Origin of the sequence: Pseudomonas sp. FDAARGOS_380, assembly GCF_002591235.1 — a bacterium.
Taxonomy (GTDB): Bacteria; Pseudomonadota; Gammaproteobacteria; order Pseudomonadales; family Pseudomonadaceae; genus Aquipseudomonas; species Aquipseudomonas salmasensis.
Genome location: NZ_CP023969.1, coordinates 5028059 through 5049094 on the forward strand (window position 1 = coordinate 5028059; position 21036 = coordinate 5049094).

Annotated in this window: 15 protein-coding genes; 6 read left to right on the forward strand and 9 right to left on the reverse strand. The window is 59.1% G+C overall.

Annotated elements, in window-relative coordinates:
• Positions 1–56 precede the first annotated feature (56 nt).
• A complete protein-coding gene (locus CRN80_RS23685; RefSeq protein ID WP_032897270.1) occupies positions 57–434 on the forward strand; it encodes a response regulator in 378 nt (125 codons plus the stop codon).
• 41 nt (positions 435–475) lie between these two features.
• Here CRN80_RS23685 and CRN80_RS23690 read toward each other — a convergent pair whose 3' ends face one another.
• The 5 genes from CRN80_RS23690 to CRN80_RS23710 all read right to left on the reverse strand — a co-directional run bounded on the left by CRN80_RS23690 (position 476) and on the right by CRN80_RS23710 (position 10778).
• On the reverse strand, positions 476–5215 hold the full coding sequence (locus tag CRN80_RS23690; protein ID WP_098951456.1) for a hypothetical protein: 4740 nt from the start codon (positions 5213–5215) through the stop codon (positions 476–478).
• Between the two features lie 162 nt (positions 5216–5377).
• The gene (locus CRN80_RS23695; RefSeq protein ID WP_098951458.1) at positions 5378–7048 is read right to left on the reverse strand and encodes an ATP-binding protein; all 1671 of its coding nucleotides are present in this window, start codon (positions 7046–7048) and stop codon (positions 5378–5380) included.
• Positions 7048–8547, reverse strand: coding sequence for an ATPase domain-containing protein (locus tag CRN80_RS23700; RefSeq protein WP_032897276.1), 1500 nt, complete (start codon positions 8545–8547; stop codon positions 7048–7050). Before CRN80_RS23700 ends, CRN80_RS23695 begins: the two co-directional genes overlap by 1 nt.
• A 206-nt stretch (positions 8548–8753) precedes the next feature.
• Complete coding sequence (locus CRN80_RS23705; RefSeq protein ID WP_098951460.1) at positions 8754–9812, reverse strand: tetratricopeptide repeat protein; 1059 nt, start codon at positions 9810–9812, stop codon at positions 8754–8756.
• 72 nt (positions 9813–9884) lie between these two features.
• A complete protein-coding gene (locus tag CRN80_RS23710) occupies positions 9885–10778 on the reverse strand; it encodes a bestrophin family protein (protein ID WP_098951462.1) in 894 nt (297 codons plus the stop codon).
• A 336-nt stretch (positions 10779–11114) separates the two neighbouring features.
• Here CRN80_RS23710 and CRN80_RS23715 point away from each other — a divergent pair, with 336 nt between their 5' ends.
• The 5 genes from CRN80_RS23715 to CRN80_RS23735 are packed head-to-tail and all read left to right on the forward strand — an operon-like array spanning position 11115 to position 16672.
• The gene (locus CRN80_RS23715) at positions 11115–12764 is read left to right on the forward strand and encodes an AMP-binding protein (protein ID WP_098951464.1); all 1650 of its coding nucleotides are present in this window, start codon (positions 11115–11117) and stop codon (positions 12762–12764) included.
• Positions 12765–12785: 21 nt separating this feature from the next.
• Positions 12786–13553, forward strand: a complete 768-nt coding sequence (locus tag CRN80_RS23720; protein WP_032897284.1) for an SDR family NAD(P)-dependent oxidoreductase — start codon at positions 12786–12788, stop codon at positions 13551–13553.
• 12 nt (positions 13554–13565) lie between these two features.
• Positions 13566–14750, forward strand: a complete 1185-nt coding sequence (locus tag CRN80_RS23725; protein ID WP_047710882.1) for an acetyl-CoA C-acyltransferase — start codon at positions 13566–13568, stop codon at positions 14748–14750.
• 9 nt (positions 14751–14759) lie between these two features.
• A complete protein-coding gene (locus CRN80_RS23730) occupies positions 14760–15887 on the forward strand; it encodes an acyl-CoA dehydrogenase (protein ID WP_098951465.1) in 1128 nt (375 codons plus the stop codon).
• 11 nt (positions 15888–15898) lie between these two features.
• A complete protein-coding gene (locus CRN80_RS23735) occupies positions 15899–16672 on the forward strand; it encodes an enoyl-CoA hydratase (RefSeq protein ID WP_098951467.1) in 774 nt (257 codons plus the stop codon).
• 642 nt (positions 16673–17314) lie between these two features.
• Here CRN80_RS23735 and CRN80_RS23745 read toward each other — a convergent pair.
• The 4 genes from CRN80_RS23745 to CRN80_RS23760 all read right to left on the reverse strand — a co-directional run bounded on the left by CRN80_RS23745 (position 17315) and on the right by CRN80_RS23760 (position 20757).
• Positions 17315–18466, reverse strand: a complete 1152-nt coding sequence (locus CRN80_RS23745) for an acyl-CoA dehydrogenase family protein (RefSeq protein WP_098951468.1) — start codon at positions 18464–18466, stop codon at positions 17315–17317.
• A 3-nt stretch (positions 18467–18469) separates the two neighbouring features.
• Complete coding sequence (locus CRN80_RS23750) at positions 18470–19573, reverse strand: enoyl-CoA hydratase/isomerase family protein (RefSeq protein ID WP_098951470.1); 1104 nt, start codon at positions 19571–19573, stop codon at positions 18470–18472.
• Between the two features lie 130 nt (positions 19574–19703).
• Complete coding sequence (locus CRN80_RS23755) at positions 19704–20414, reverse strand: HPP family protein (protein ID WP_003191232.1); 711 nt, start codon at positions 20412–20414, stop codon at positions 19704–19706.
• 166 nt (positions 20415–20580) lie between these two features.
• Positions 20581–20757, reverse strand: coding sequence for a hypothetical protein (locus CRN80_RS23760; RefSeq protein ID WP_078467354.1), 177 nt, complete (start codon positions 20755–20757; stop codon positions 20581–20583).
• Positions 20758–21036 lie beyond the last annotated feature (279 nt).

Genomic DNA, 21036 nt, shown 5'->3' on the forward strand with positions numbered 1-21036 from the left:
ACCTCTGCGTGACCCCATGGTCGTAACTGCAGCAATTGACCGGACAAAGGCTTCCCATGAGTGAAGATGCACAAGATGTCGTACTGATCGTCGAGGACGACGAATCCATTATGTTTGTGCTGGGCGAGTACCTGGCAGGCTTGGGCTACCGGGTCTTGAAGGCGATCGACGGGGAGCAGGCCTTCGAAATCCTTGCGACCAAGCCGCACCTGGACTTGATGGTCACCGATTATCGCCTGCCGGGTGGGATTTCCGGCGTGCAGATTGCCGAGCCTGCAATCAAGTTGCGTCCGGAACTGAAAGTGATCTTTATCAGCGGTTACCCGCAGGAGATTCTCGACTGCCACAGCCCGATAACGCGCAATGCGCCTATCCTGGCAAAGCCGTTTGATTTGGATACGTTGCAGGAGCATATTCAGCGTCTGCTCGCATGAAGAGTGCGGCGCCCAATCAGGGCGCCCCGTACTTCAGAGACTTAGCGTTTTGCCTTCTGAACATTTGCGTTTAGCTGGCTGGCTGGCGTGTACGCATACTGCCAACCGGCTTGTCCTGCGAGTCCATCGAGAAAATCTTGAAGACCTTTGTGGTCGCCACCGCTGATTTTGTAGACCGTCATTCCGCCGCTTTGCTTAAGAGAATGGCCGCTCCTGAGCATCGCCACATCGAGGTCCGGACTATTGGTATTGAAAAGGATCAATTCGTTGTTATTGGTTTTTTGTATATAGACAGTATGGCCAAACTCGCCCCCCTCATTGGCATACTTGAAGTTGAGAAACCCGGACTCGGTAATCTCAGCGGGGTTGAAGGTTTTTTTTATGCCGTCGGGCTTGATACCCATGAGTTCGAGATAACGGGGTGTGTAGTTGGTACCACCGCTGCGGCCTGTGGCAGCTTTGACGGTATCGTATACTTCAGGCGAAAGGGTTTTTTCAGCTTCCCCTACACGCATAGATGCCTCGTAACAGATCAGCCCTTGATTGTCTGGGTTTGCGTGCAGTTTCTCCCAGTTCAATTGCAGCTCTCGGCTGGAAAGCACACGTGGCTGGCCCGAGGGGATCAAGGGGGTGTCATACAGTTCGACAAACTCGGAGTCGAATATGTCGTTCTTTTTTCGCCACTCGTTGTCGTGTTCAAAAATATTGAACTCTAATGTGTTTCGATCGATGCCGTGAGTTTTATAGGGCACGTCAAGTTTTTTGTCGCGAAAGTGTTTGTCCAGTCCGGCGTGCATCAAGTTTGAGTTCTCGAATTTTGCCAGACCATAATTAGGGTCATTAAACCAAAAAACTTTATTGCCATCTTCGATCGTAACACCGGCGGCCACTGCATGCCCCGGGGTGTCAATCATGATCGATTTTGGAGGCGTAAAACCGTCCAGTTTTTTTACCATGTCCTCTATGGACAGTAGCTCCGCGGTTTTTCCGGCATAGAAGGCGCTTTGGGGTTGAATTCTTTGCTGAAGCTTATTCAGCTTTTCGATGAAACGTCTGCACGCAGGGTCCGAGGGAAACGCCGCCGCCGTGTACAGGTTTTTAATGAAGGTGATGTCCTTTCCTTCCTCCATGGCCGTCGCCATTAAGCGCGAGATAGCAGCGCATTGGCCTTCAGATAACTGGTGTGTCATGCCTATATAAGAAGATTGCGGTATGGGAAATACAGTCCCGAAGCGCGGTTCTATATTGTCTGTAAAGCGGGCAGCACCACGCCTGCCAAACTCGTAGGCATAGTCATCGTATTTTCTGACAATGATTCCTACTTGCTCAGCTGTGAAGTTGCCGTTATTGACTAATGACATAAAGTCAGCCGGCTTTTTTGCTTTTGACAAGCCCGGAACATTGTTCGCGTCGCCAATGCGGTAACCATCGTCAAAGTCTGTCTTGCCCCGATGAGCATTAACAGTTTTATGCCATTGTTTGATCACATCATCGCTGATGGTGCGCACTGAGGGTGAAGACGTGGCGGTCGCCCATTTTTTAAAATCATCCACCTCTATTCGGGGGGAGGGCAGGAAGTCCTTTAGCGGCAGGCCATGAGGTTTAAGGGTGACAGGGTCCAAGGCATACCAGTGGCCGTTCCATGTCACCGCTGCGACCTCTGCAATTTCTCCATTAATCTTGGCGGTACCTATCGCTCCGGCATCGAAGTTGCCGAAGATCTTTTTTATCACATCGTATTTGTCAGCCCCGGACATGGCCCATTCGGTGAATTTTCTGGCGCCGAGTGATGCAAATTGTTTTCCGCCGGTCCCCAGGGTCTTCAGCAACGCGCCTGCACCGTCCAGTGGGTTGAGCGAGCTGACGACGGCATTCGTCAGGATTTTTGCCCCACGTGTGAGGTGCCGAAACGCGGATGCGCCAGTTTTCAGCGCTTTTACGCCTTTCGCGGCAGCGCCGAGGGCGACAAAAAAGCCCAGGGCATCAAGGGCCAAGTCGGTGATGCCGGCGCCGATATTGCCTTTGGAAAAGTTATCGATGGCCGAGTAAAAAGGAACAAGGTTGAGGAAGAATTCGCCTACTTTCTTGTTGATAGACGCTTCGGTCTCGAACGTTGTCATGCCTTGAGCCATCTTTTTATACGACTGAGCGTCGACAAGTTTTAATTTGGCGCCAGCGATGTAGCGTGTCCTCTCGCTAAAGTAACTTTTTGGCGGGTGCGCGGCGTTTTTCTGGTCGAGTAATTCTTCTGTATACCCATCAGGAGGGCTCACTGGCGCCAGGAGTTCAAAGGAGTCTCCAAGTTCCATTCCTTTGGGTATGGGAGCTCTCTTGCTGGGCACGGGACCCACTTCAAAATCATTCATGTCATCCCGTTTCAAGACAGTGTTTTTTTGCCAGTCTATTTCATAAGTCTGTGTTTTTCCGTTGAGGGTGCTGCGTAAAAAAATCTTTGATTCATTCCTGGGTACGCTAGTTAATACCCCTGTCGTATGGGGTCGATGAACGGTGAATTGTTGAGCAACAGTAAGTTGGCCGTACTCAATCATCTCACGATCAGCAATGGGCAATGAGGCGATCAAGTGCTTGGTTTGCGCAGCGATGGCCGCCTCGTAGCTATCGACATAAGCGGAAAATTCCCGTTCAAACTCAACCTTTAGATCTGCTAATAACGAGGGCTCCGTGCTCAATTTGGCACGAATAGCAGGTAGGCTTATTTTGCTATTGCTTGACCGCCATTGTGAATCGCTAGGCCCGAGCCGATTCGTAAGGAATAAATCCAATATCGAGTAAGGCCCAGGAAAGTCATACCCGGCACTGTCGCGTGTTATGCATTTTTCTTGAAGATCTGCCAAGGATAAGTGCGGCAAATACGACTGCAGCTTTTCCAGGACATTCTTGTGAAATTCTGGCATCTGCGTTGCAAAGGTTGTGGAGGCTGCGCTCAACTCTGTCACTTGCTCTTTATATGCGCTGCGCACTTCCTCCATCTGCGCCTCTGTATAGGCATCGTCGTGCTTTGCGCCGATGATTCCCTGAGCGACGCCCCAGTCTTTCAGTGCCTCGTTTTGGGCATGGTGCTCAACGAGCCGTTCTTCTTGAGTAAGCGGCAACTCGTCAGCCCGGCTCATGACCTGAGCAAACGTCATCTTGCTGGTTGAGCCAGGCGCCTGGGCTTCAAGTCGCGCCACTGCCGTGGTGAAACTCACCCATGTGTGGGAGCCGAACGTCACTTGCTCAGGTATATCTTTGACCAAGAGATGTGGCGCCTTGCGAGATAACAGCACGGCCACGGCGAGTGCAGCGGTCCGAGGCGTGGCTTTTTTCATCTTGATCAGGTGATCAGCCATCGCGTTTCTTATAAAGGACGCGCTCTTGCCCGAGAGTTCTGCGTCGGCGAAGTTGTATCCAGCGGCTGTGGTTCTCGCCGAGGTGGGCGAAAACCGGTGCGGGTCCTGTTCCAGTGAGAGCGACAGCGCCGCAAGCATCCACTCCTCCAGCGAGTTAGGCGAAGCCAGTTCACCCAGATTGGCCTCGGCAGAAAACCCCATCCATCGCGCCCGAGTTGTCTTGAGAATATCGGCGAGCATGCTGTGAGGATCGTCATTGACGTTGGTCAAGTTACGGGTCCAATGCGCCAACAAGTTGTCGTCCAATTCGTCTTTCAATACATGACGAATTATGGCGTGAAGCTTGCGCTGATCCTCAGTGCTCAACAACGTAGGCGATGAAAGCGCTCCGCCCAGATCCCCCAGGGCTGGCTTGACCGGCGGCGCTCGGCGCAGGGCTTTTGCCAGCCTCATCAATTCATCATAGTTCGTCGCAATTGTTATACCGTTATCAACCATGTATTGGTGGAGGCTGACAGTGTCGTTGGGGCTCAGGTTGTGTTCGCGAGCATAGGATGACTCGGGATCCACGGGGAACGCGATTTGTTTGAAAACCTCTAGTTGGGCGTCGGTAAAAGGGGCGCGGCGTTGTACGTCAGAGCTGAAGGTATTCGTGCTATTGGATGCTGTTTCAAGCTTTGCAACCAAATGTCCAACGAGTTGTGCACTCAAGGCGCTTCGATTGTTCAAGTCCCCCAGTTGCGACTTTTGGAGAATCAAGTCTTCTTTGAAAGGGCTATGCGCCTCTGCATACGTGAAGGAGGTTTGCAATAATCCTTCGGCGTACGCCGTGATGCTTGCTGTTTGCTCAGCCAGGGGGAGGGAATCATTGATAGGGATAGGTTTGCCGTGAAACCTGGCAATTTCTGACATGCTCGCTGAGGTCTCTGTTCCGACCGAAATAAAGCCGCCAAAGGGGGCGAGTGTTTTAGCGGCGTTCATGAGCACATCGCGGCCAGCAAAGTCACTTAAATCAACGGTTCCAAAGCCAAACGCTCCCGGGACGAGGAGAGTACCGTTATTGACATCGATCATGGTTCGCTTTGATAGCACAATATTTTTCTCGGCTGCCCACCGCTTCATCTCGGGGCTTTGGAGAATGTTGTGAAGATGTGTTCGCCATTTTCCGTAGGTTGAGGTCGCAGGGATATTCTCAACGATTACTTTGCGTGGGTCTTGATTGCTGGATATGTGCTTTTTCACCGTTTGCGCAAACAGCGTGGCCAACTCGCTGTCCGCGTTGGCCGCTGGAGTGTCCTCTGTCAGCGGCGCTGTACTTGTTGTTGGGGGCTGGGTGAGAGCTATTGGGGCTGGCGGCGCGACTGCTATGTCCTCCGAGGGGGTGAGTCCTACAGGAGGGGATTGAGGAGCAGCGAAAGCGGCTGTGATCATTGATGGAGTTTCCTGGTCGATGCCGATTGAAGTGTTTTTTCATACGTAGCGCGTTAACGTTTCGTTGGAAAAAAACAGGCGTCGATTCCATCTTTTATTTATAAATGAATGACCATTTGTTACACCGCAGCCAGGGTACGGAGCCGTACAGAGGTTTCGTATTTATGCGCGGATCATTTCTCGGACCTTCGCTGTGAGTAAGTCAAAGGTGAAAGGCTTGGTGATCAACTGCATCCCCGGGTCCAGGAAACCACCACGCACCGCCGCATGCTCGGCATACCCTGTAATGAACAACACCTTGAGTTCAGGGCGAATTTGCCGGCCGATTTCCGCCAGTTGCCGGCCATTCATACCAGGTAACCCGACATCGCTGATCATCAGGTCAATGCGCTGCTCGGATTCAATGATCGGCACTGCCGTATTCGCGTCCCCAGCCTCGATAAACCTATAACCCAGCTCTTTGAGCACGGCGCTGACCAATACTCGTACAGCGGGGTCATCCTCGACGATCAACACCGTTTCCCCTGCGTTGGCAAACGGCAGCAATGTCGGATTGAGCGGCTCCTGAGCTTGGGGCTCGCCGATAAAACGCGGCAGGAACAAGCTGACCGTCGTGCCTTTGTTGACTTCGCTGTGGATGGTCACATGCCCGCGAGACTGGCGAGCGAAGCCGTAGATCATCGACAACCCCAGCCCTGTGCCCTGGCCGATGGGTTTGGTGGTGAAAAACGGATCGAACACGCGACCCATCAGGTGCTGCGGTATGCCGCAACCGTTGTCGCTGACACTCAGCTCTACGTAATCGCCCGGTGTCAGGGTGCCGTAGGCGGCGGTGAAGACGCTGTCGAGGTGGCGGTTGGTGGTTTCCACCCTGAGCGTGCCACCGGTGGGCATGGCGTCGCGCGCGTTGATCACCAGGTTGAGCAGGGCGCTTTCGAGCTGGTTCGGGTCGGCTTCGGCCGTCCACAAGGCGTCGCTCAAGCGCATGTCCAGGCTGATGCTTTCGTTGATGCTGCGTTGCAACAATTCGCCCATGGCCGCGACCAACTGGTTGATCTGCACGGGTTTGGAGTCCAGCGATTGTCGACGGGAGAACGCCAACAGTCGGTGGGTAAGGCTGGCCGCGCGGTTCGCGGAGGTCACGCCCAGGTCGATCAGGCCGTCCAGGTCATCCAGTTTGCCTCGCGCCACACGTCGGCGCAGCAGTTCCAGGCTCCCGATAATGCCGGTAAGCATGTTGTTGAAGTCATGGGCGATACCGCCGGTCAACTGGCCAACGGCTTCCATTTTCTGCGACTGGCGCAGGGCTTCTTCGTTGTGGCGCAGTTGGGCGGTGCGTTCTTCCACTTGCTGCTCGAGGGTTTCCAGGGTGCGCTGCAGCCGCAGCTCGCTCTCGCTCAAGTCAATCAAGCGGTCCCGCGCCTCGTATTGGCGCCGGCGACCGCGCAGGGCGGCGCTGACCAGGCTGATCAGGGTGATGGGATGGAATGGCCGCTCCAGAAACGTGACGTTACCCAGCAAGCCGCTCAGCCGGGTCGAGCCGTTCTGCTCTTTGCCGCCATGCTGGGTCATCAGCACGATCGGCAGGTCGGACCAGGCCGGCTGCTGATGCAACAGCTCAAGTAATGGCTCAAGGTCGACGCCCCGTAGCGCTTCAGCCGCAATGATGAGCAGGCCGGCGCCTTGGGTCAGCTCTTCGCACAGGGCGGCCAGGCTATTGGCGACGATCCCGCTGTAGCCGGCTTCGTTTAGCATCATCAGGGCCAATGAGCCATCGCGGCCCATGGGCGCCAGCACGATGGCGCGCTCGGAGACAGGAGAAAGGGCCGGCACTAGCCCTCATCCTTGAGCAGGGGGGAGCCGGCGCCCATATAGGTCGGAATGCCGCGCAGCACACCCTGGAAGTTATCCAGGGGCACACCCACCGTCATGCCGCGGCTGCCGATGCGGTATTCGCGGATAGTCGACTCATGGGAGCCGGTTCTTTTCTTGATGATCGAAATGGCCCGGCGAACTTTGCCCAGCGCCTCGAAATAACGCAGGAGGATCACGGTGTCAGCCAGGTAGGTGATGTCGACTGGCGTCTGCATGTCGCCGACCAGGCCGTGCTGGGCCACCGTCATGAAGGTCGCGGCACCACGGCGGTTGAGGTACAGCAGCAGCTCATGCATATGCAGGATCAGCGCGTTCTCTTCGGGCATGGCCGCCTGGTAACCGTTGATACTGTCGATGACCACCGTCTTGATACCGCGCTCATCCACGCAGCGGCGCACCCGGTGCGAAAATTCGCCGGGGGAGAGTTCGGCGGCGTCGACCTGCTCGATCAGCAGGTTGCCGGTGTCTCGCAACGCGGCGAGGTCGATGCCCATGTTCTTCATACGCTCGAACAGCAGGCCCAGCTCTTCATCGAAGATAAACAGCGCAGCCTTTTCGCCACGGGCCACGGCAGCAGCGGCGAAGATCATCGAGATCAGCGACTTGCCGGTACCGGCCGGGCCGAGAATCAGGCTGCTGGAGCCGGTCTCGATTCCCCCGCCGAGCAGAGAGTCCAATTCCTCGATCCCGCTGCTTAAGGTTTGACGGTTGTAACCGCCGCGATGCTCGGCCGCTACCAGGCGCGGGAATACGTGAATGCCGTCGCCCATGATGGTGAAGTCGTGAAAGCCGCCACGGTATTTCTGGCCACGGTATTTCACCACCCGGATGCGACGACGCTCGGCACCGTAGTTGGGCGTCAGTTCCTCCAGGCGAATCACCCCGTGGGCCACGCTGTGCACGGTCTTATCCAGGGATTCGGTGGTCAGGTCATCGAGCAGTAATACGGTAGCGTCATAGCGCACGAAATAGTGCTTGATCGCCAGGATCTGCCGGCGATAGCGCAACGAGCTTTGCGCCAACAGGCGGATCTCCGACAGGCTGTCGACCACCACGCGGGTTGGCTTGACCCGTTCCACCACTTCAAAGATCTGGCGGGTGGCTTCGCCCAGCTCCAGGTCGGAGGAGTACAGCAGGCTTTGCTGGTGTTCGGCGTTGAGCAGGCTTTCGGGTGGGGTCAGTTCGAAGATATGAATATGGTCATCCAGGTCCCAGCCATGGGATTTAGCGCCCTGGCGCAATTCGTGCTCGGTTTCGGACAGGGTGATATACAAGCAACGTTCGCCGTTCTGCGCGCCGGCCTGCAGGAAGTGCAGGGCCACGGTGGTTTTACCGGTGCCGGGTTCGCCCTCAAGCAAAAACACGTGGCTACGCGATAGCCCGCCGGCAAGAATGTCATCAAGACCTTCGATGCCGGTGGCCGCCTTTTCACTCAACAGCTGATTGGATGTACTCAAGAAGTGCCCTCAGGTCACGTACAAGTAGAGGTGCACGCCCGCTAGGACGCGCCATATTCACTTGACCGTAGTGGCACGTAGCGGTTCAACGTTTTGGATGAATTGTACGAAGGGAGGAGCGAGCTTGCTCGCGAAGAGCCGGATGGCGCCGCTGTGAACCAGGCAGCCCGCGTTATCGTTAACGATCTTCGCGAGCAAGCTCGCTCCTACAGGCCCTGCTGTAGCGCCGGATCATCGGGGTTTTGTTGCTCCAGTTGGGCGAGCAGCACCTGGACGTTCTGCAACTGCCCGGTCTCTTTCCAGTAATTGACCAGCAACACGCGGGCTTTGCGGTTGGCGGGATCACGCTGGACGATTTCTTCCAACTGGCGCTGGGCCGCCTCTACTTCGTCCTGGGCGTGCAGGGTGGTGGCCAGGTCGTAGCGATAATCCGGATTGTCCGGTTCAAGCTCCACCGCCTTGGACAGGCCGAGCAGGGCGTAGGGGCGCTCGCCATGGTGCAGCAGCCACATGCCCAATGCATGTTGCAGGTAGGCCGATTCCGGATGCGCCGCCAGTTGCCGGGCCAACAGTTGGCGCGAGTCGTCGGTCTTACCTTGTTTATCCAGCAGTTCGATTTGCGATACCACCGCTTGCAGGTTGTCCGGCTGTAAACGCATTGCCTGCTCCAGGGCGTTTTGCGCCTCCGGCAGCAGGGCACTGTGGATGTACAGGCGCGCCAATTGAATCCATCCTTCGGCGGTTTCGGGTTGGGCCTTGAGGGTTTTCACGAATTCGTCGAGCACCTGCTGCAGCGGGCCAAAGTACAGGCCCAGGGTGTCGGGCGACAGGCCGAGCAAGGCATTGGCGGCGGCAAAGCGCACCGGTTGTTCGGGGTCGTCCAGCACCGGGCCGAGCAGCAGGGTGCGTTGGCCGGTGGGCACCAGGCCGACGATGCTGTGAATCGCGGCTTCGCGCACCAGCGCCGATTCATTGGCCAGGTCTTTATCGGCCAGCTTAAGCGCCTGGGGGCTGGGGTAATTGGGCAATTCAGCATGCAAGGCGGCGCGGCGTTCGGGCGACAGGTCCGGCCGGCCCAACTGTTGGTACAACACACGTGCGGCGCCGGGCTCGCCGTTATGCGCTTGCTTCAAGGCCTTGGAATAGCCATGGGCGATGGCCGGGGGTACGGCCACTGTCGGGGTGCGGGAGAAAAACCAGATGATCAGTACGATCAGCAACAGGGCGCACAGGCCGATGATGGAGTAACGGCGTGACTTTGACATGCAGGCGTCCGAAAGCTTGGGCAGCTAAAAGTGGACAGCTTCGGTCAGCGCACGGCGAGTGTCAAACTTGCGTCAGGTCAGCACGTAGTCCGCTGGTTCCAACGCAGGCGGCAGGTTGACTTCACCCAGGGCTGCGAGAATCTCACGCTCCAATGTCCGCAGGATGGCGTCACACGGCAAGTCGTTTTCGTCGAAGCCAAAAGGGTCCTCCAATTCGTCGCCAATAGCGTCCAGGCCAAAGAAGGTGTAGCTGACGATCGCAGTGAACACCGGCGTCAACCAGCCCAGTGGCTCGGCCATGGCGAACGGCAGCAGGATGCAGAACAGGTAGATGGTGCGGTGCAACAGCAGGGTGTAGGGGAAGGGCAGTGGCGTGGTCTTGATCCGCTCACACGCCGCCTGCACCTGGCTCAGGCTGACCAACCGGCTTTCCAGCTGGGTGTAGCGCCATTCGCTGATCACACCCTGTTGGGCCAGGACCGAAAAGCGCGCACCGACCGTTTGCAGCACGCTGTCCGACAGGTTGGGGTGGCTGGCTGGCACGGTGATCCAAGGGTGTATCGCCCGGGCTTGATCTTCATGACGCAAATGCGCGACCAAACCATGCGCAAAACCGCATAGGCCGCGCAGCAGGCCAGCACGCTCGGCGGTGTCCCCCAGCACCTGGGTCTCGCGAATCAGCGAACGCACGTCAATGACCATTTGCCCCAGTTGCTTGCGGCCCTCCCACCAACGGTCATAACAGGCGTTGTTACGAAAACTCATGAAGATCGACAGCGACAAGCCCAACAAGGTGAAGGGCGTAGCGTTGACCTTGGAAAAATAGGCGGGGTGCAGGGTTTCCACCAGCACGATGACCGAGGCCAACAGCGTGACCAGCAGACTGCGCCAGGCAATGCGCTTGGCAATGGAGCCTTTGAGGGAGAACAGGATACCCAGTACGTTGGGTTTGGGGCGAACGATCATGGCGGGCTTCTGTGGCGGCGCAGATCATCAGGGTAGAAGCTGGCACCCGGAGCGTCCAATCACTTGGATCGACCGTCTGATCAGTCGACTCAATGACTCTTTGTAGGAGCGAGCTTGCTCGCGAAAAACGGCAACGATAACGCGCGCATTCTGATTAAACGCGGCGCCTGTGAGTTTTTCGCGAGCAAGCTCGCTCCTACAGATAGCCATGGCCAAACCAGTCAGCCAAGTTGAAAGCTTTGACCATTGCCGCTGCGCCGCTCTGGAGCGACTATTTCAGCGGTTTTATCAAGTTGAAAATGTCCTGAAAATAAAAACACAGAAGGATAGAAAGCGATGCGTGAGTATTTGGCTGCCACCACCGAGTTTGATTACCAGCACACCGTCGACGCCGCGCTGGCCGGCAATCTGCAAGCGCTCAACGCCTGTGTGGAGTGTTGTGACCGTCACGCACTGCCGGGGCGTATCGCGTTGTTCTGGGAAGGCAAGGACGGGCGTAGCGCCACCTCGACCTTTACTGAACTGCAGGAGCAGGCCGCGCGTTTTGCCAACTTCCTGCTGGCCCGGGGCGTCAAGCGCGGTGACAAGGTGGCGGGCCTGTTACCGCGTACCGCCGAATTGCTGGTGGTGGTGTTGGCGACCTGGCGCATCGGCGCGGTCTATCAGCCACTGTTTACCGCGTTCGGTCCCAAGGCGATTGAACACCGCTTGAACAGTTCCGGTGCAGCGTTGGTGGTCACCGATGCAGTGAACCGCGCAAAGCTGGCTGAAGTCGCCGACTGCCCGACCATCGTCACGGTGGCCGGGGCCAAGGGCGAAGGCATCGTGCGTGGCGATTACAGCTTCTGGGCCGAACTGCCCCATTACTCTTCTTACTGCGAGCCGGTGCTGCTGGGCGCAGAGGAGCCGTTCCTGCTGATGTTCACCTCGGGCACCACTGGCCCGTCCAAGGCGTTGTCGGTGCCGCTCAAGGCCATCGTTGCGTTCCAGGGCTACATGCGCGATGCCGTGGACTTGCGCCCCGAAGACGCGTTCTGGAACGTCGCAGACCCTGGCTGGGCCTATGGCATCTATTTCGGCGTGACCGGGCCGTTGTCCATGGGGCACCCGATCACCTTCTACGATGGCCCGTTCACCCTGGAAAGCACCTGCCGGGTGATCAATAAATACGCAATCACCAACCTGACCGGTTCGCCCACGGCGTATCGCCTGCTGATTGCCGGTGGCGAACAGTTCGCGCGTTCGATCAAGGGCAAGCTGCGCATCGTCAGCAGCGCCGGCGAGCCGTTGAACCCGGAGGTGATTCGCTGGTTCGCCGACAACCTGGGCGTGACCATCCACGACCATTACGGCCAGACCGAACTGGGTATGGTGCTGTGCAACCACCACGGCCTGGCGCATCCGGTGCACGTGGGTTCGGCGGGTTTTGCCTCGCCTGGGCATCGCATCGTGGTGCTGGATGACAACCACCAGGAGCTGCCGGCCGGCCAGCCTGGCATTCTGGCCATCGACCGTGAGCAATCGCCGATGTGCTGGTTCGCCGGATACGACGGCGTGAAGACCAAGGCGTTTGTTGGCAAGTACTACCTCAGCGGCGACACCGTGGAGCTGAACCCGGACGGCAGCATCAGCTTCGTGGGGCGCAGCGACGACGTGATCACTACATCCGGCTATCGCGTGGGCCCCTTCGATGTGGAAAGCGCGTTGGTCGAACACCCTGCGGTGGTCGAGGCTGCGGTGGTCGGCAAGCCTTGCCCGGAGCGCACCGAGCTGGTCAAAGCCTTTGTGGTGATCAGCGAGCAATACCGCGCCACCCCCGAGTTGGCCGAAGAGCTGCGCCTGCATGTGCGCCAGCGCCTGGCCGCCCATGCGTACCCACGGGAAATCGAATTTGTCAGCGACTTGCCCAAGACCCCGAGCGGCAAGCTGCAACGCTTTATTTTGCGCAATCAGGAAATAGCCAAGGCCCAGGCGGCCGTGGCTTGATCTCTTTAAAAGGAAACAACGATGCAGATTGAAAACAAGGTATTCCTGGTCAGCGGCGGCGCGTCGGGCCTCGGCGCGGCCTCCGCTGAAATGCTGATTGCCGCGGGTGCCAAGGTGATGCTGGTGGACTTGAACGCCGACGCCGTGGCCGCCAAGGCCCAGCAACTGGGCGACAACGCCCGCAGTGCCGTGGCGGACATCAGCCAGGAAGCCGCTGCAGAAGCAGCGGTGAAGGCAGCGGTAGACGCATTTGGTGGCTTGCATGGCCTGGTCAACTGCGCGGGTGTGGTGCGTGGCGAGAAGATCCTCGGAAAGAATGGCCCGCATGGCCTGGCAAACTTTGCCCAGGTGATCAACGTCAACCTGATCGGCAGCTTCAACCTGCTGCGCCTGGCCGCTGCGGCGATCGCTGAAACCGAGTCGAATGCCGACGGCGAACGCGGCGTGATCATCAATACCGCCTCGGTGGCGGCCTTCGATGGGCAGATTGGCCAGGCTGCGTATGCCGCCTCCAAGGGCGCGATTGCCAGCCTCACCTTGCCTGCCGCACGGGAACTGGCGCGCTTTGGCATCCGCGTGATGACCATCGCACCGGGCATTTTCGAAACGCCAATGATGGCCGGCATGACCCCAGAGGTGCGTGAGTCCCTGGCTGCCGGTGTGCCGTTCCCACCACGCCTGGGCAAACCCGCCGAATATGCCGCGCTGGTACGCCACATTATTGAAAACAGCATGCTCAATGGCGAGGTGATCCGTCTCGACGGTGCCTTGCGCATGGCGGCCAAATAAGGAGCAATGGCTATGAACGACCCTATTGTGATTGTCAGCGCCGTGCGCACGCCCATGGGCGGGTTCCAGGGCGACCTTAAAAGCCTGACCGCGCCGCAATTGGGCGCTGCCGCCATTCGTGCGGCGGTCGAGCGTGCCGGTATCGCCACCGATGCCGTCGACGAAGTCCTGTTTGGCTGTGTACTGCCCGCCGGGCTTGGGCAAGCGCCTGCCCGCCAGGCCGCCCTGGGCGCCGGGTTGGACAAGGGCACGCGCTGCACCACCCTCAACAAAATGTGCGGATCCGGCATGGAAGCGACGATTCTGGCCCACGATTCGCTGCGCGCTGGCAGCGTCGATGTGGTAATCGCCGGCGGCATGGAAAGCATGTCCAACGCCCCGTACCTGTTGGACCGCGCGCGCAGCGGTTACCGCATGGGCCACGGCAAGGTGCTTGACCATATGTTCCTCGACGGCCTCGAAGACGCCTACGACAAGGGCCGCCTGATGGGCACCTTTGCCGAGGACTGCGCCGAGCACAACGGTTTTACCCGTGAAGCCCAGGACGCGTTCGCCATTGCCTCCCTGACCCGCGCACAGGAGGCCATCACCCACGGCAGCTTTGCCAGCGAAATCGTCCCGGTGCAGGTCACCGTGGGCAAGGAACAAAAAACCATCCTGCACGATGAGCAACCGCCGAAAGCCAAGCTGGACAAGATTGCCAGCCTGAAACCGGCGTTCCGCGACGGCGGTACAGTGACAGCGGCCAACTCCAGCTCGATTTCCGATGGCGCCGCGGCGTTGTTGTTGATGCGTGAGTCCGAGGCGCTCAAGCGCGGCCTCAAGCCTTTGGCGGTGATCCACGGGCATGCCGCGTTTGCCGATGAGCCTGGGCTGTTTCCGGTGGCGCCGGTGGGAGCGATCCGCAAGCTGATGAGCAAGACCGGCTGGAGCCTCGACGAAGTGGACCTGTTCGAAATCAACGAGGCCTTCGCCGTGGTCAGCCTGGTGACCATGAGCAAGCTGGAGATTCCCCACGACAAGGTCAACGTGCACGGCGGTGCCTGCGCACTGGGCCACCCCATTGGTGCCTCTGGCGCACGTATCCTGGTGACATTGCTCGCGGCCCTGCGCCAGAAGGGGCTCAAGCGTGGCGTCGCCGCCATTTGCATTGGCGGCGGTGAAGCCACGGCGATGGCCGTTGAATGCCTGTATTGAGGATGACCTATGTTGCCCAATGACGAACAACTGCAAATCAGCGACGCCGCCCGGCAATTTGCCCAGGAACGTTTGAAACCCTTCGCCGCCGAGTGGGACCGCGAGCATCGCTTTCCCAAGGAGGCCATCGCGGAAATGGCCGAACTGGGCTTTTTCGGCATGCTGGTGCCAGAACAGTGGGGCGGTTGCGACACCGGCTACCTGGCCTACGCCATGGCCCTGGAAGAAATCGCCGCGGGCGACGGCGCCTGCTCCACGATTATGAGTGTGCACAACTCGGTGGGTTGCGTGCCGATCCTCAAATTTGGCAATGACCAGCAGAAAGAGCAGTTCCTCACGCCCTTGGCCAGCGGCGCTATGCTCGGCGCCTTCGCGCTGACCGAACCCCAGGCCGGCTCCGATGCCAGCAGCCTGAAAACCCGGGCGCGCCTTGAAGGCGACCACTATGTACTCAACGGCTGCAAACAGTTCATCACCTCCGGGCAAAACGCCGGGATCGTGATTGTGTTTGCGGTCACCGACCCGGCTGCGGGCAAGCGCGGAATCAGCGCGTTTATCGTGCCCACCAATTCGCCCGGTTACACCGTGGCGCGGGTGGAAGACAAGCTGGGGCAACATGCCTCGGACACTTGCCAGATACTGTTTGAAGACGTGAAAGTGCCGGTGGCCAACCGCCTGGGCGAGGAGGGCGAAGGTTATAAAATTGCCCTGGCCAACCTGGAAGGCGGCCGCGTGGGCATCGCGTCCCAGTCGGTGGGCATGGCCCGCGCCGCCTTCGAAGCGGCCCGGGACTATGCCCGCGAACGTGAAAGCTTTGGCAAGCCGCTGATCGAACACCAAGCCGTCGCCTTTCGCCTGGCCGACATGGCCACCCAGATCGCCGTCGCCCGGCAGATGGTGCATTACGCCGCTGCCCTGCGTGACAGCGGCAAACCAGCGCTGGTGGAGGCGTCCATGGCCAAGCTGTTTGCCTCGGAAATGGCCGAGAAAGTCTGCTCGGCCGCCTTGCAAACCCTGGGCGGTTACGGTTACCTGAACGACTTCCCCCTGGAGCGGATCTACCGTGATGTGCGGGTCTGCCAGATTTACGAAGGCACCAGCGATATTCAACGCATGGTCATCTCACGCAATCTTTAAGGAGCCGAGACATGAGTTACGAAACCATCCTGCTTGACGTTCAGGGCCGTGTCGGGCTGATCACGCTTAACCGCCCCAGCGCACTGAATGCCTTGAATGCACAACTGGTCAGCGAGCTGAACCAGGCGCTGGACAGCCTGGAAGCCAACCCGGAAATTGGTTGCATCGTGCTGACCGGCTCGAAAAAAGCCTTCGCGGCCGGTGCCGACATCAAGGAAATGGCCGAGCTGACCTACCCGCAGATCTATATGGACGACCTGTTCAGCGACAGCGACCGTGTGGCCAACCGCCGCAAACCGATCATTGCCGCCGTGAATGGTTTCGCTCTGGGCGGCGGCTGCGAGCTGGCCCTGATGTGTGACTTTATCCTTGCCGGCGACACCGCCAAGTTCGGCCAGCCGGAAATCAACCTGGGCGTGCTGCCGGGCATGGGCGGCACCCAGCGCCTGACCCGTGCGGTGGGCAAAGCCAAGGCCATGGAGATGTGCCTGACCGGGCGTTTTATCGACGCGGTAGAGGCCGAGCGCTGCGGGATTGTGGCGCGCATCGTGCCCGCCGATGAGCTGCTGGACGAGGCGCTGAAAGTAGCTACCCTGATCGCCGGTAAATCCGTGCCGATCAGCATGATGGTCAAGGAAAGTGTGAACCGTACGTTTGAAGTCAGCCTGTCTGAAGGCGTGCGTTTTGAGCGTCGGGTGTTTCATGCGGCGTTTGCGACCCAGGACCAGAAGGAAGGCATGGCCGCGTTTGTGGCCAAGCGGGCGCCGGAATTCAAGGATAAGTAAGCCTGATGGGTGTGTGGCCTGCCAGCCGACACCTACCTGACACCCCAACGATCCAACTGTGGGAGCGGGCTTGCTCGCGAAGGCGGCCTAGCAGTCAACGCAGTTGGATTGTGTACATATCCATTGCTGCGGTAACGGCCGCTTAGGGTTCCGCCCTGACGGCGGCTCACTTTGCAAAAGCGGCAAAGTAAGCAAAACGCTCTTGCCCCACCACTCGGCACCTCGCTTAGGCTCGGTGTGCCCGTAATTCGTCAGTGATTTGGGGGGCCGCCGCCACGCGCCATCCATGGCGCGGGGCGGCTAAACCGGCATCCCTGCCGGTTTACCCCCCAAATCCCTGTCGAATTCCGGCCAGCGTGGTTTGACGGGGCGCCTAAGATCAAGATCAAGATCAAAAGCAGAGCAAGAGCAAGAGCAAGAGCGGCTCGCTTCGCATCGTGGTTACCGTTGATCGGTACCCTGATGTACCGAGGTGTCTGCATCGCAGGCAAGCCATAATGCCAGACGGTCAAGGCATTTTTGTAGGAGCGAGCTTGCTCGCGAAAAGCTCACAGACGCCGCGGTCAGTCAGCAAGCACGCGTTATCGCTGACGTTTTTCGCGAGCAAGCTCGCTCCTACAGAAGGCGATGGTGTGGTGTCCGTCAGAGCTGGTAGTTTTTCAACTCCCTGGCAATCACCAGCCGCTGTATCTCGCTGGTGCCTTCATAAATCTGCGTGATCCGTGCATCCCGGTAGTAGCGCTCCACCGGGTAATCTTCCAGGTACCCATACCCACCATGGATCTGCATTGCCTTGGAGCAGACCCGTTCGGCCATTTCCGAGGCGAACAGCTTGGCCTGGGAGGCTTCGGACAAGCAGGGTTTGCCGGCGGTGCGCAGGCGTGCGGCGTGGAGGATCAGCAGGCGCGCAGCGTTGAGTTGGGTTTGCATGTCGGCCAGCAGGTTGGCCACGCTCTGGTGTTCGATGATCGCTTTGTCGAACTGCACCCGATCACGGGCGTAGGCCAGCGCGGCTTCAAACGCGGCGCGGGCAATGCCCAGGGCCTGGGCGGCGATGCCGATGCGTCCGCCTTCCAGGTTGGAGAGGGCGATGGCCAGGCCTTTGCCGCGCTCACCCAGCAGGTTGGCTTCAGGAACCTTGCATTGGTTGAGCGTGACGGCGCAGGTGTCTGACGCACGGATGCCCATCTTGTGCTCGGTGCGGTCGACCACGAAACCTGAGGTATCGGTGGGCACCAGGAACGCCGAAATGCCTTTCTTGCCCAGTTCCGGGTCGGTCACGGCGAACACGATGGCCAGCTTGGCGCGCTTGCCATTGCTGACGAACTGCTTGGCGCCATTGATGACCCACTGCCCGTCACGCAACTCGGCACGGGTGCGCAGGTTATGGGCTTCGGAACCGGCCTGGGGTTCGGTCAGGCAGAAGCAACCGATGGCCTGGCCGCTGGCAAGTTCGGCCAGCCAGGTGTTTTTCTGTTCGGTTGTGCCGTAGTTGAGGATCGGCCCGCAACCCACTGAATTATGGATACTCATCAGCGCGCCCGTCGCAGCGTCACCGGCGGAGATTTCCTCCACGGCCAGGGCGTAGGCGACGTAATTGACATAGGTGCCGCCCCATTCTTCCGGTACCACCATGCCCAGCAGGCCCAGCTCGCCCATCTTCGCCACTAGGGCGTCGTCGATCCAGCCGGCTTTCTCCCAGGCTTGGGCATGGGGCGCGATTTCGCCACGGGCAAAATCACGCGCCATGTCGCGGATCATCACTTGTTCTTCAGTGTATTCAAGATCTTGCATGGCTTATTTCCCAATCTGCACGAAGTCGCGGAAGAAGCTCTCGACATGGCTGGCATCCAGCGCATGGAGGGTGGGCGGGTTCCACTTCGGAGTCTTGTCCTTGTCGATGATCAGGGCGCGAACCCCTTCGATCAGGTCGCCGCGCTCGAACCACTGGCGGTCCAGGTGCAGTTCGAGGGCAAAGCACTGTTCCAGTGGCAAGTGGCGGCCACGGCGCAGCATCTCCAGGGTCACGGCCATGGCCAGGGGCGAGCGGGTCTGCATGAGGTTGGCGGTGGTCAACGCCCAGTCATGGTTATCAGCCACGGTGACTTGTTGCAGTTGCTCGACGATGCTGGGCACGTCCGGCAACCCGAAGAAATGGTCAATGGCCGGGCGCAAGGCCGCCAACGGGGCGTCGGGCAGTTGCTGTACGGCGAGCTTGGCGAGTGCGCCTTGCAAGTCCTTGAGCGGCGAGTCGTGCCATTGCAGGCCGTCGAGTTTCTGGTCCAGCTCAACCAGCTTGGCGCTGTCGATGTACCAGTCTGCCAACCCACAATACAAGGCATCCGCCGCGCGAATCTGCACCCCGGTCACCCCAAGGTAGGTGCCCAGCTCGCCAGCAATACGCGAGAGAAAATAGCTGCCGCCCACATCCGGGAAGTACCCGATGGCCACTTCCGGCATCGCCAGGCGGCTGCGTTCGGTAACTACCCGCAGGTCTGCGCCTTGCACCAGGCCCATGCCACCGCCGAGGACGAAGCCGTCCATCAATGCCATTACGGGTTTACGGTAGTGGTGAATGGCCAAGTCGAGGGCATATTCCTCGACGAAGAAATCCTGGTGGAGGGTGTCGCCTTGCTTGAAGCTGTCGTACAGCGAACGGATGTCGCCGCCAGCGCAAAATGCTTTCTCGCCGGCGCCGCGCAGTACCACGGCGTAGACCTCGGGGTCGACGGCCCAGGCCTGCAAGTGCGCGGTTAACTGGCGGACCATGTCCAGGGTGATGGCATTCAGGCCGGCGGGACGATTGAGGGTGAGGTGGCCGATATGGTTACGCACCTGTGCCAAGACAGCGTCCTGCTGGACCTCGGCGTGGCTTGCTTGGGATGAAACCTGAGCAGTCATCTCTAACTCCCTGCTTTTATTGTCTTTATCAAGATGTTCGCGGGTGAACTCTCTTGTGATCGTACCAGTGCAAATTTGCCCCGTACAACCCGGAATCCTGCAGGTCGTTGTTGCATTTATGCAGTGCCGGTCAAACCACCCGGCTGGCCAGAACCTCGCCGATACTGCGACGCCGGGCATGGCCCTCGGCGGCGTGGATCAGTTGCTCCAGCTCTGTCGGTTCGACGTCGTAGAACTGCTCCATCTCGGCCAGCGCCAGCTTGAGGTCGGCTGCCGTGATGCTCGGCTCGCTGACGGCGGTGGCAGTGCCCAGGATAACCGGTGCAGGCTCGGCAAGCCCCTTGGGGTAACGCGTGCGCGTGGCGTTGTTATAGGCCAGCGCACAGGCGAGCAGGGCGCCAGCGCCGAGCATCACCGGCGCCAGTTCGTACCAGCCAAGGGCGACAGATGCCGGATCGGCCAGCACCAGGGTCATGGCCAAGCCGCCGGCCGGCGGGTGCAGGCAGCGTAGCCAGCAGATGAGGACCACTGTCATACCCGCCGCCAGGCACGCGCTGCCCAAGGTGCGCCCCAGGACGCGGGCGACCAGCAGCGCCACGACGCCTGCGCACAGGTAACTGCCGATGATCGACCAGGGTTGGGCCAGCGCGCCCGATGACACGGCAAACAACAGCACCGCCGAGGCACCCAGAGGGCCGAGCAGGTGCAGGGCCACCTCCATGCCGAATACTTGGGCACAAGCCCAGACACTCAATAGCGTGCCCAGGGCCATGCCGATGGCTGCACGGCTCCATTCGGCGGGACGGGTGTTGATTGCAGCGGGTAACCAGCGAGCGAGCATTGAAAGACGGTCCATAAACGGCGGGCGAAAAAAAAAGGCCTGCCTGGTTTCCCGGATCAGCCCTTTGAAGGTTCCAACATTGGGGGAAGGAACCTGTGCAGTGTGCCGCGCTTGATCCAGGGGCGCTACTGCATATTAATGAAGGTTAAATGCAAAACAAATGCAGTTAAAAGGCGTCGCCGTAGGTGATCGGCCCGGTGGCTGTGGCCGTCGTTGGGTTGATCTTGCCCAGCACGCGACTGTGGGTTTCTTCATTGAACAGGCGCTCTTGCAGGTCTTCGCGCAGCCTGGGATCGTCGGCCAGCGGCCCCTTCAACGCCACCAGTGCGTCACGCAACGCCATCAAACGATCCAGCCTGGGTAAAGGTACGGTTAACAGGTCATCTCGCACGGCATTGTCCTCTCAATGAAGTAAGCCATCGCGCGCGGGCAGCCTACAACGTCCTTGTTGTTGTGAAGTGCCCTGACCCAAGCGCTACAGGTTGGTCCTGACGGTCGGGTGGTAGATAGTGAGTGCACGTGGCAGCGAGTCTACAGTTGGGCTCCGAGCACCGGAAGGGAAAGTGCACCAGCCATTACGCAAACAAATGTAGGCACTTTCTTGGTACCTATGATGAAAGCC

Coding starts and splice junctions, on each gene's coding strand:
- CRN80_RS23685 (WP_032897270.1), top strand. CDS start 57: ATGAGTGAAGATGCACAAGATGTCGTACTGATCGTCGAGGACGACGAA.
- CRN80_RS23750 (WP_098951470.1), bottom strand. CDS start 19,573: ATGACTGCTCAGGTTTCATCCCAAGCAAGCCACGCCGAGGTCCAGCAG.
- CRN80_RS23705 (WP_098951460.1), bottom strand. CDS start 9,812: ATGTCAAAGTCACGCCGTTACTCCATCATCGGCCTGTGCGCCCTGTTG.
- CRN80_RS23725 (WP_047710882.1), top strand. CDS start 13,566: ATGAACGACCCTATTGTGATTGTCAGCGCCGTGCGCACGCCCATGGGC.
- CRN80_RS23745 (WP_098951468.1), bottom strand. CDS start 18,466: ATGCAAGATCTTGAATACACTGAAGAACAAGTGATGATCCGCGACATG.
- CRN80_RS23710 (WP_098951462.1), bottom strand. CDS start 10,778: ATGATCGTTCGCCCCAAACCCAACGTACTGGGTATCCTGTTCTCCCTC.
- CRN80_RS23720 (WP_032897284.1), top strand. CDS start 12,786: ATGCAGATTGAAAACAAGGTATTCCTGGTCAGCGGCGGCGCGTCGGGC.
- CRN80_RS23760 (WP_078467354.1), bottom strand. CDS start 20,757: ATGGCGTTGCGTGACGCACTGGTGGCGTTGAAGGGGCCGCTGGCCGAC.
- CRN80_RS23715 (WP_098951464.1), top strand. CDS start 11,115: ATGCGTGAGTATTTGGCTGCCACCACCGAGTTTGATTACCAGCACACC.
- CRN80_RS23755 (WP_003191232.1), bottom strand. CDS start 20,414: ATGCTCGCTCGCTGGTTACCCGCTGCAATCAACACCCGTCCCGCCGAA.
- CRN80_RS23735 (WP_098951467.1), top strand. CDS start 15,899: ATGAGTTACGAAACCATCCTGCTTGACGTTCAGGGCCGTGTCGGGCTG.
- CRN80_RS23690 (WP_098951456.1), bottom strand. CDS start 5,215: ATGATCACAGCCGCTTTCGCTGCTCCTCAATCCCCTCCTGTAGGACTC.
- CRN80_RS23730 (WP_098951465.1), top strand. CDS start 14,760: ATGTTGCCCAATGACGAACAACTGCAAATCAGCGACGCCGCCCGGCAA.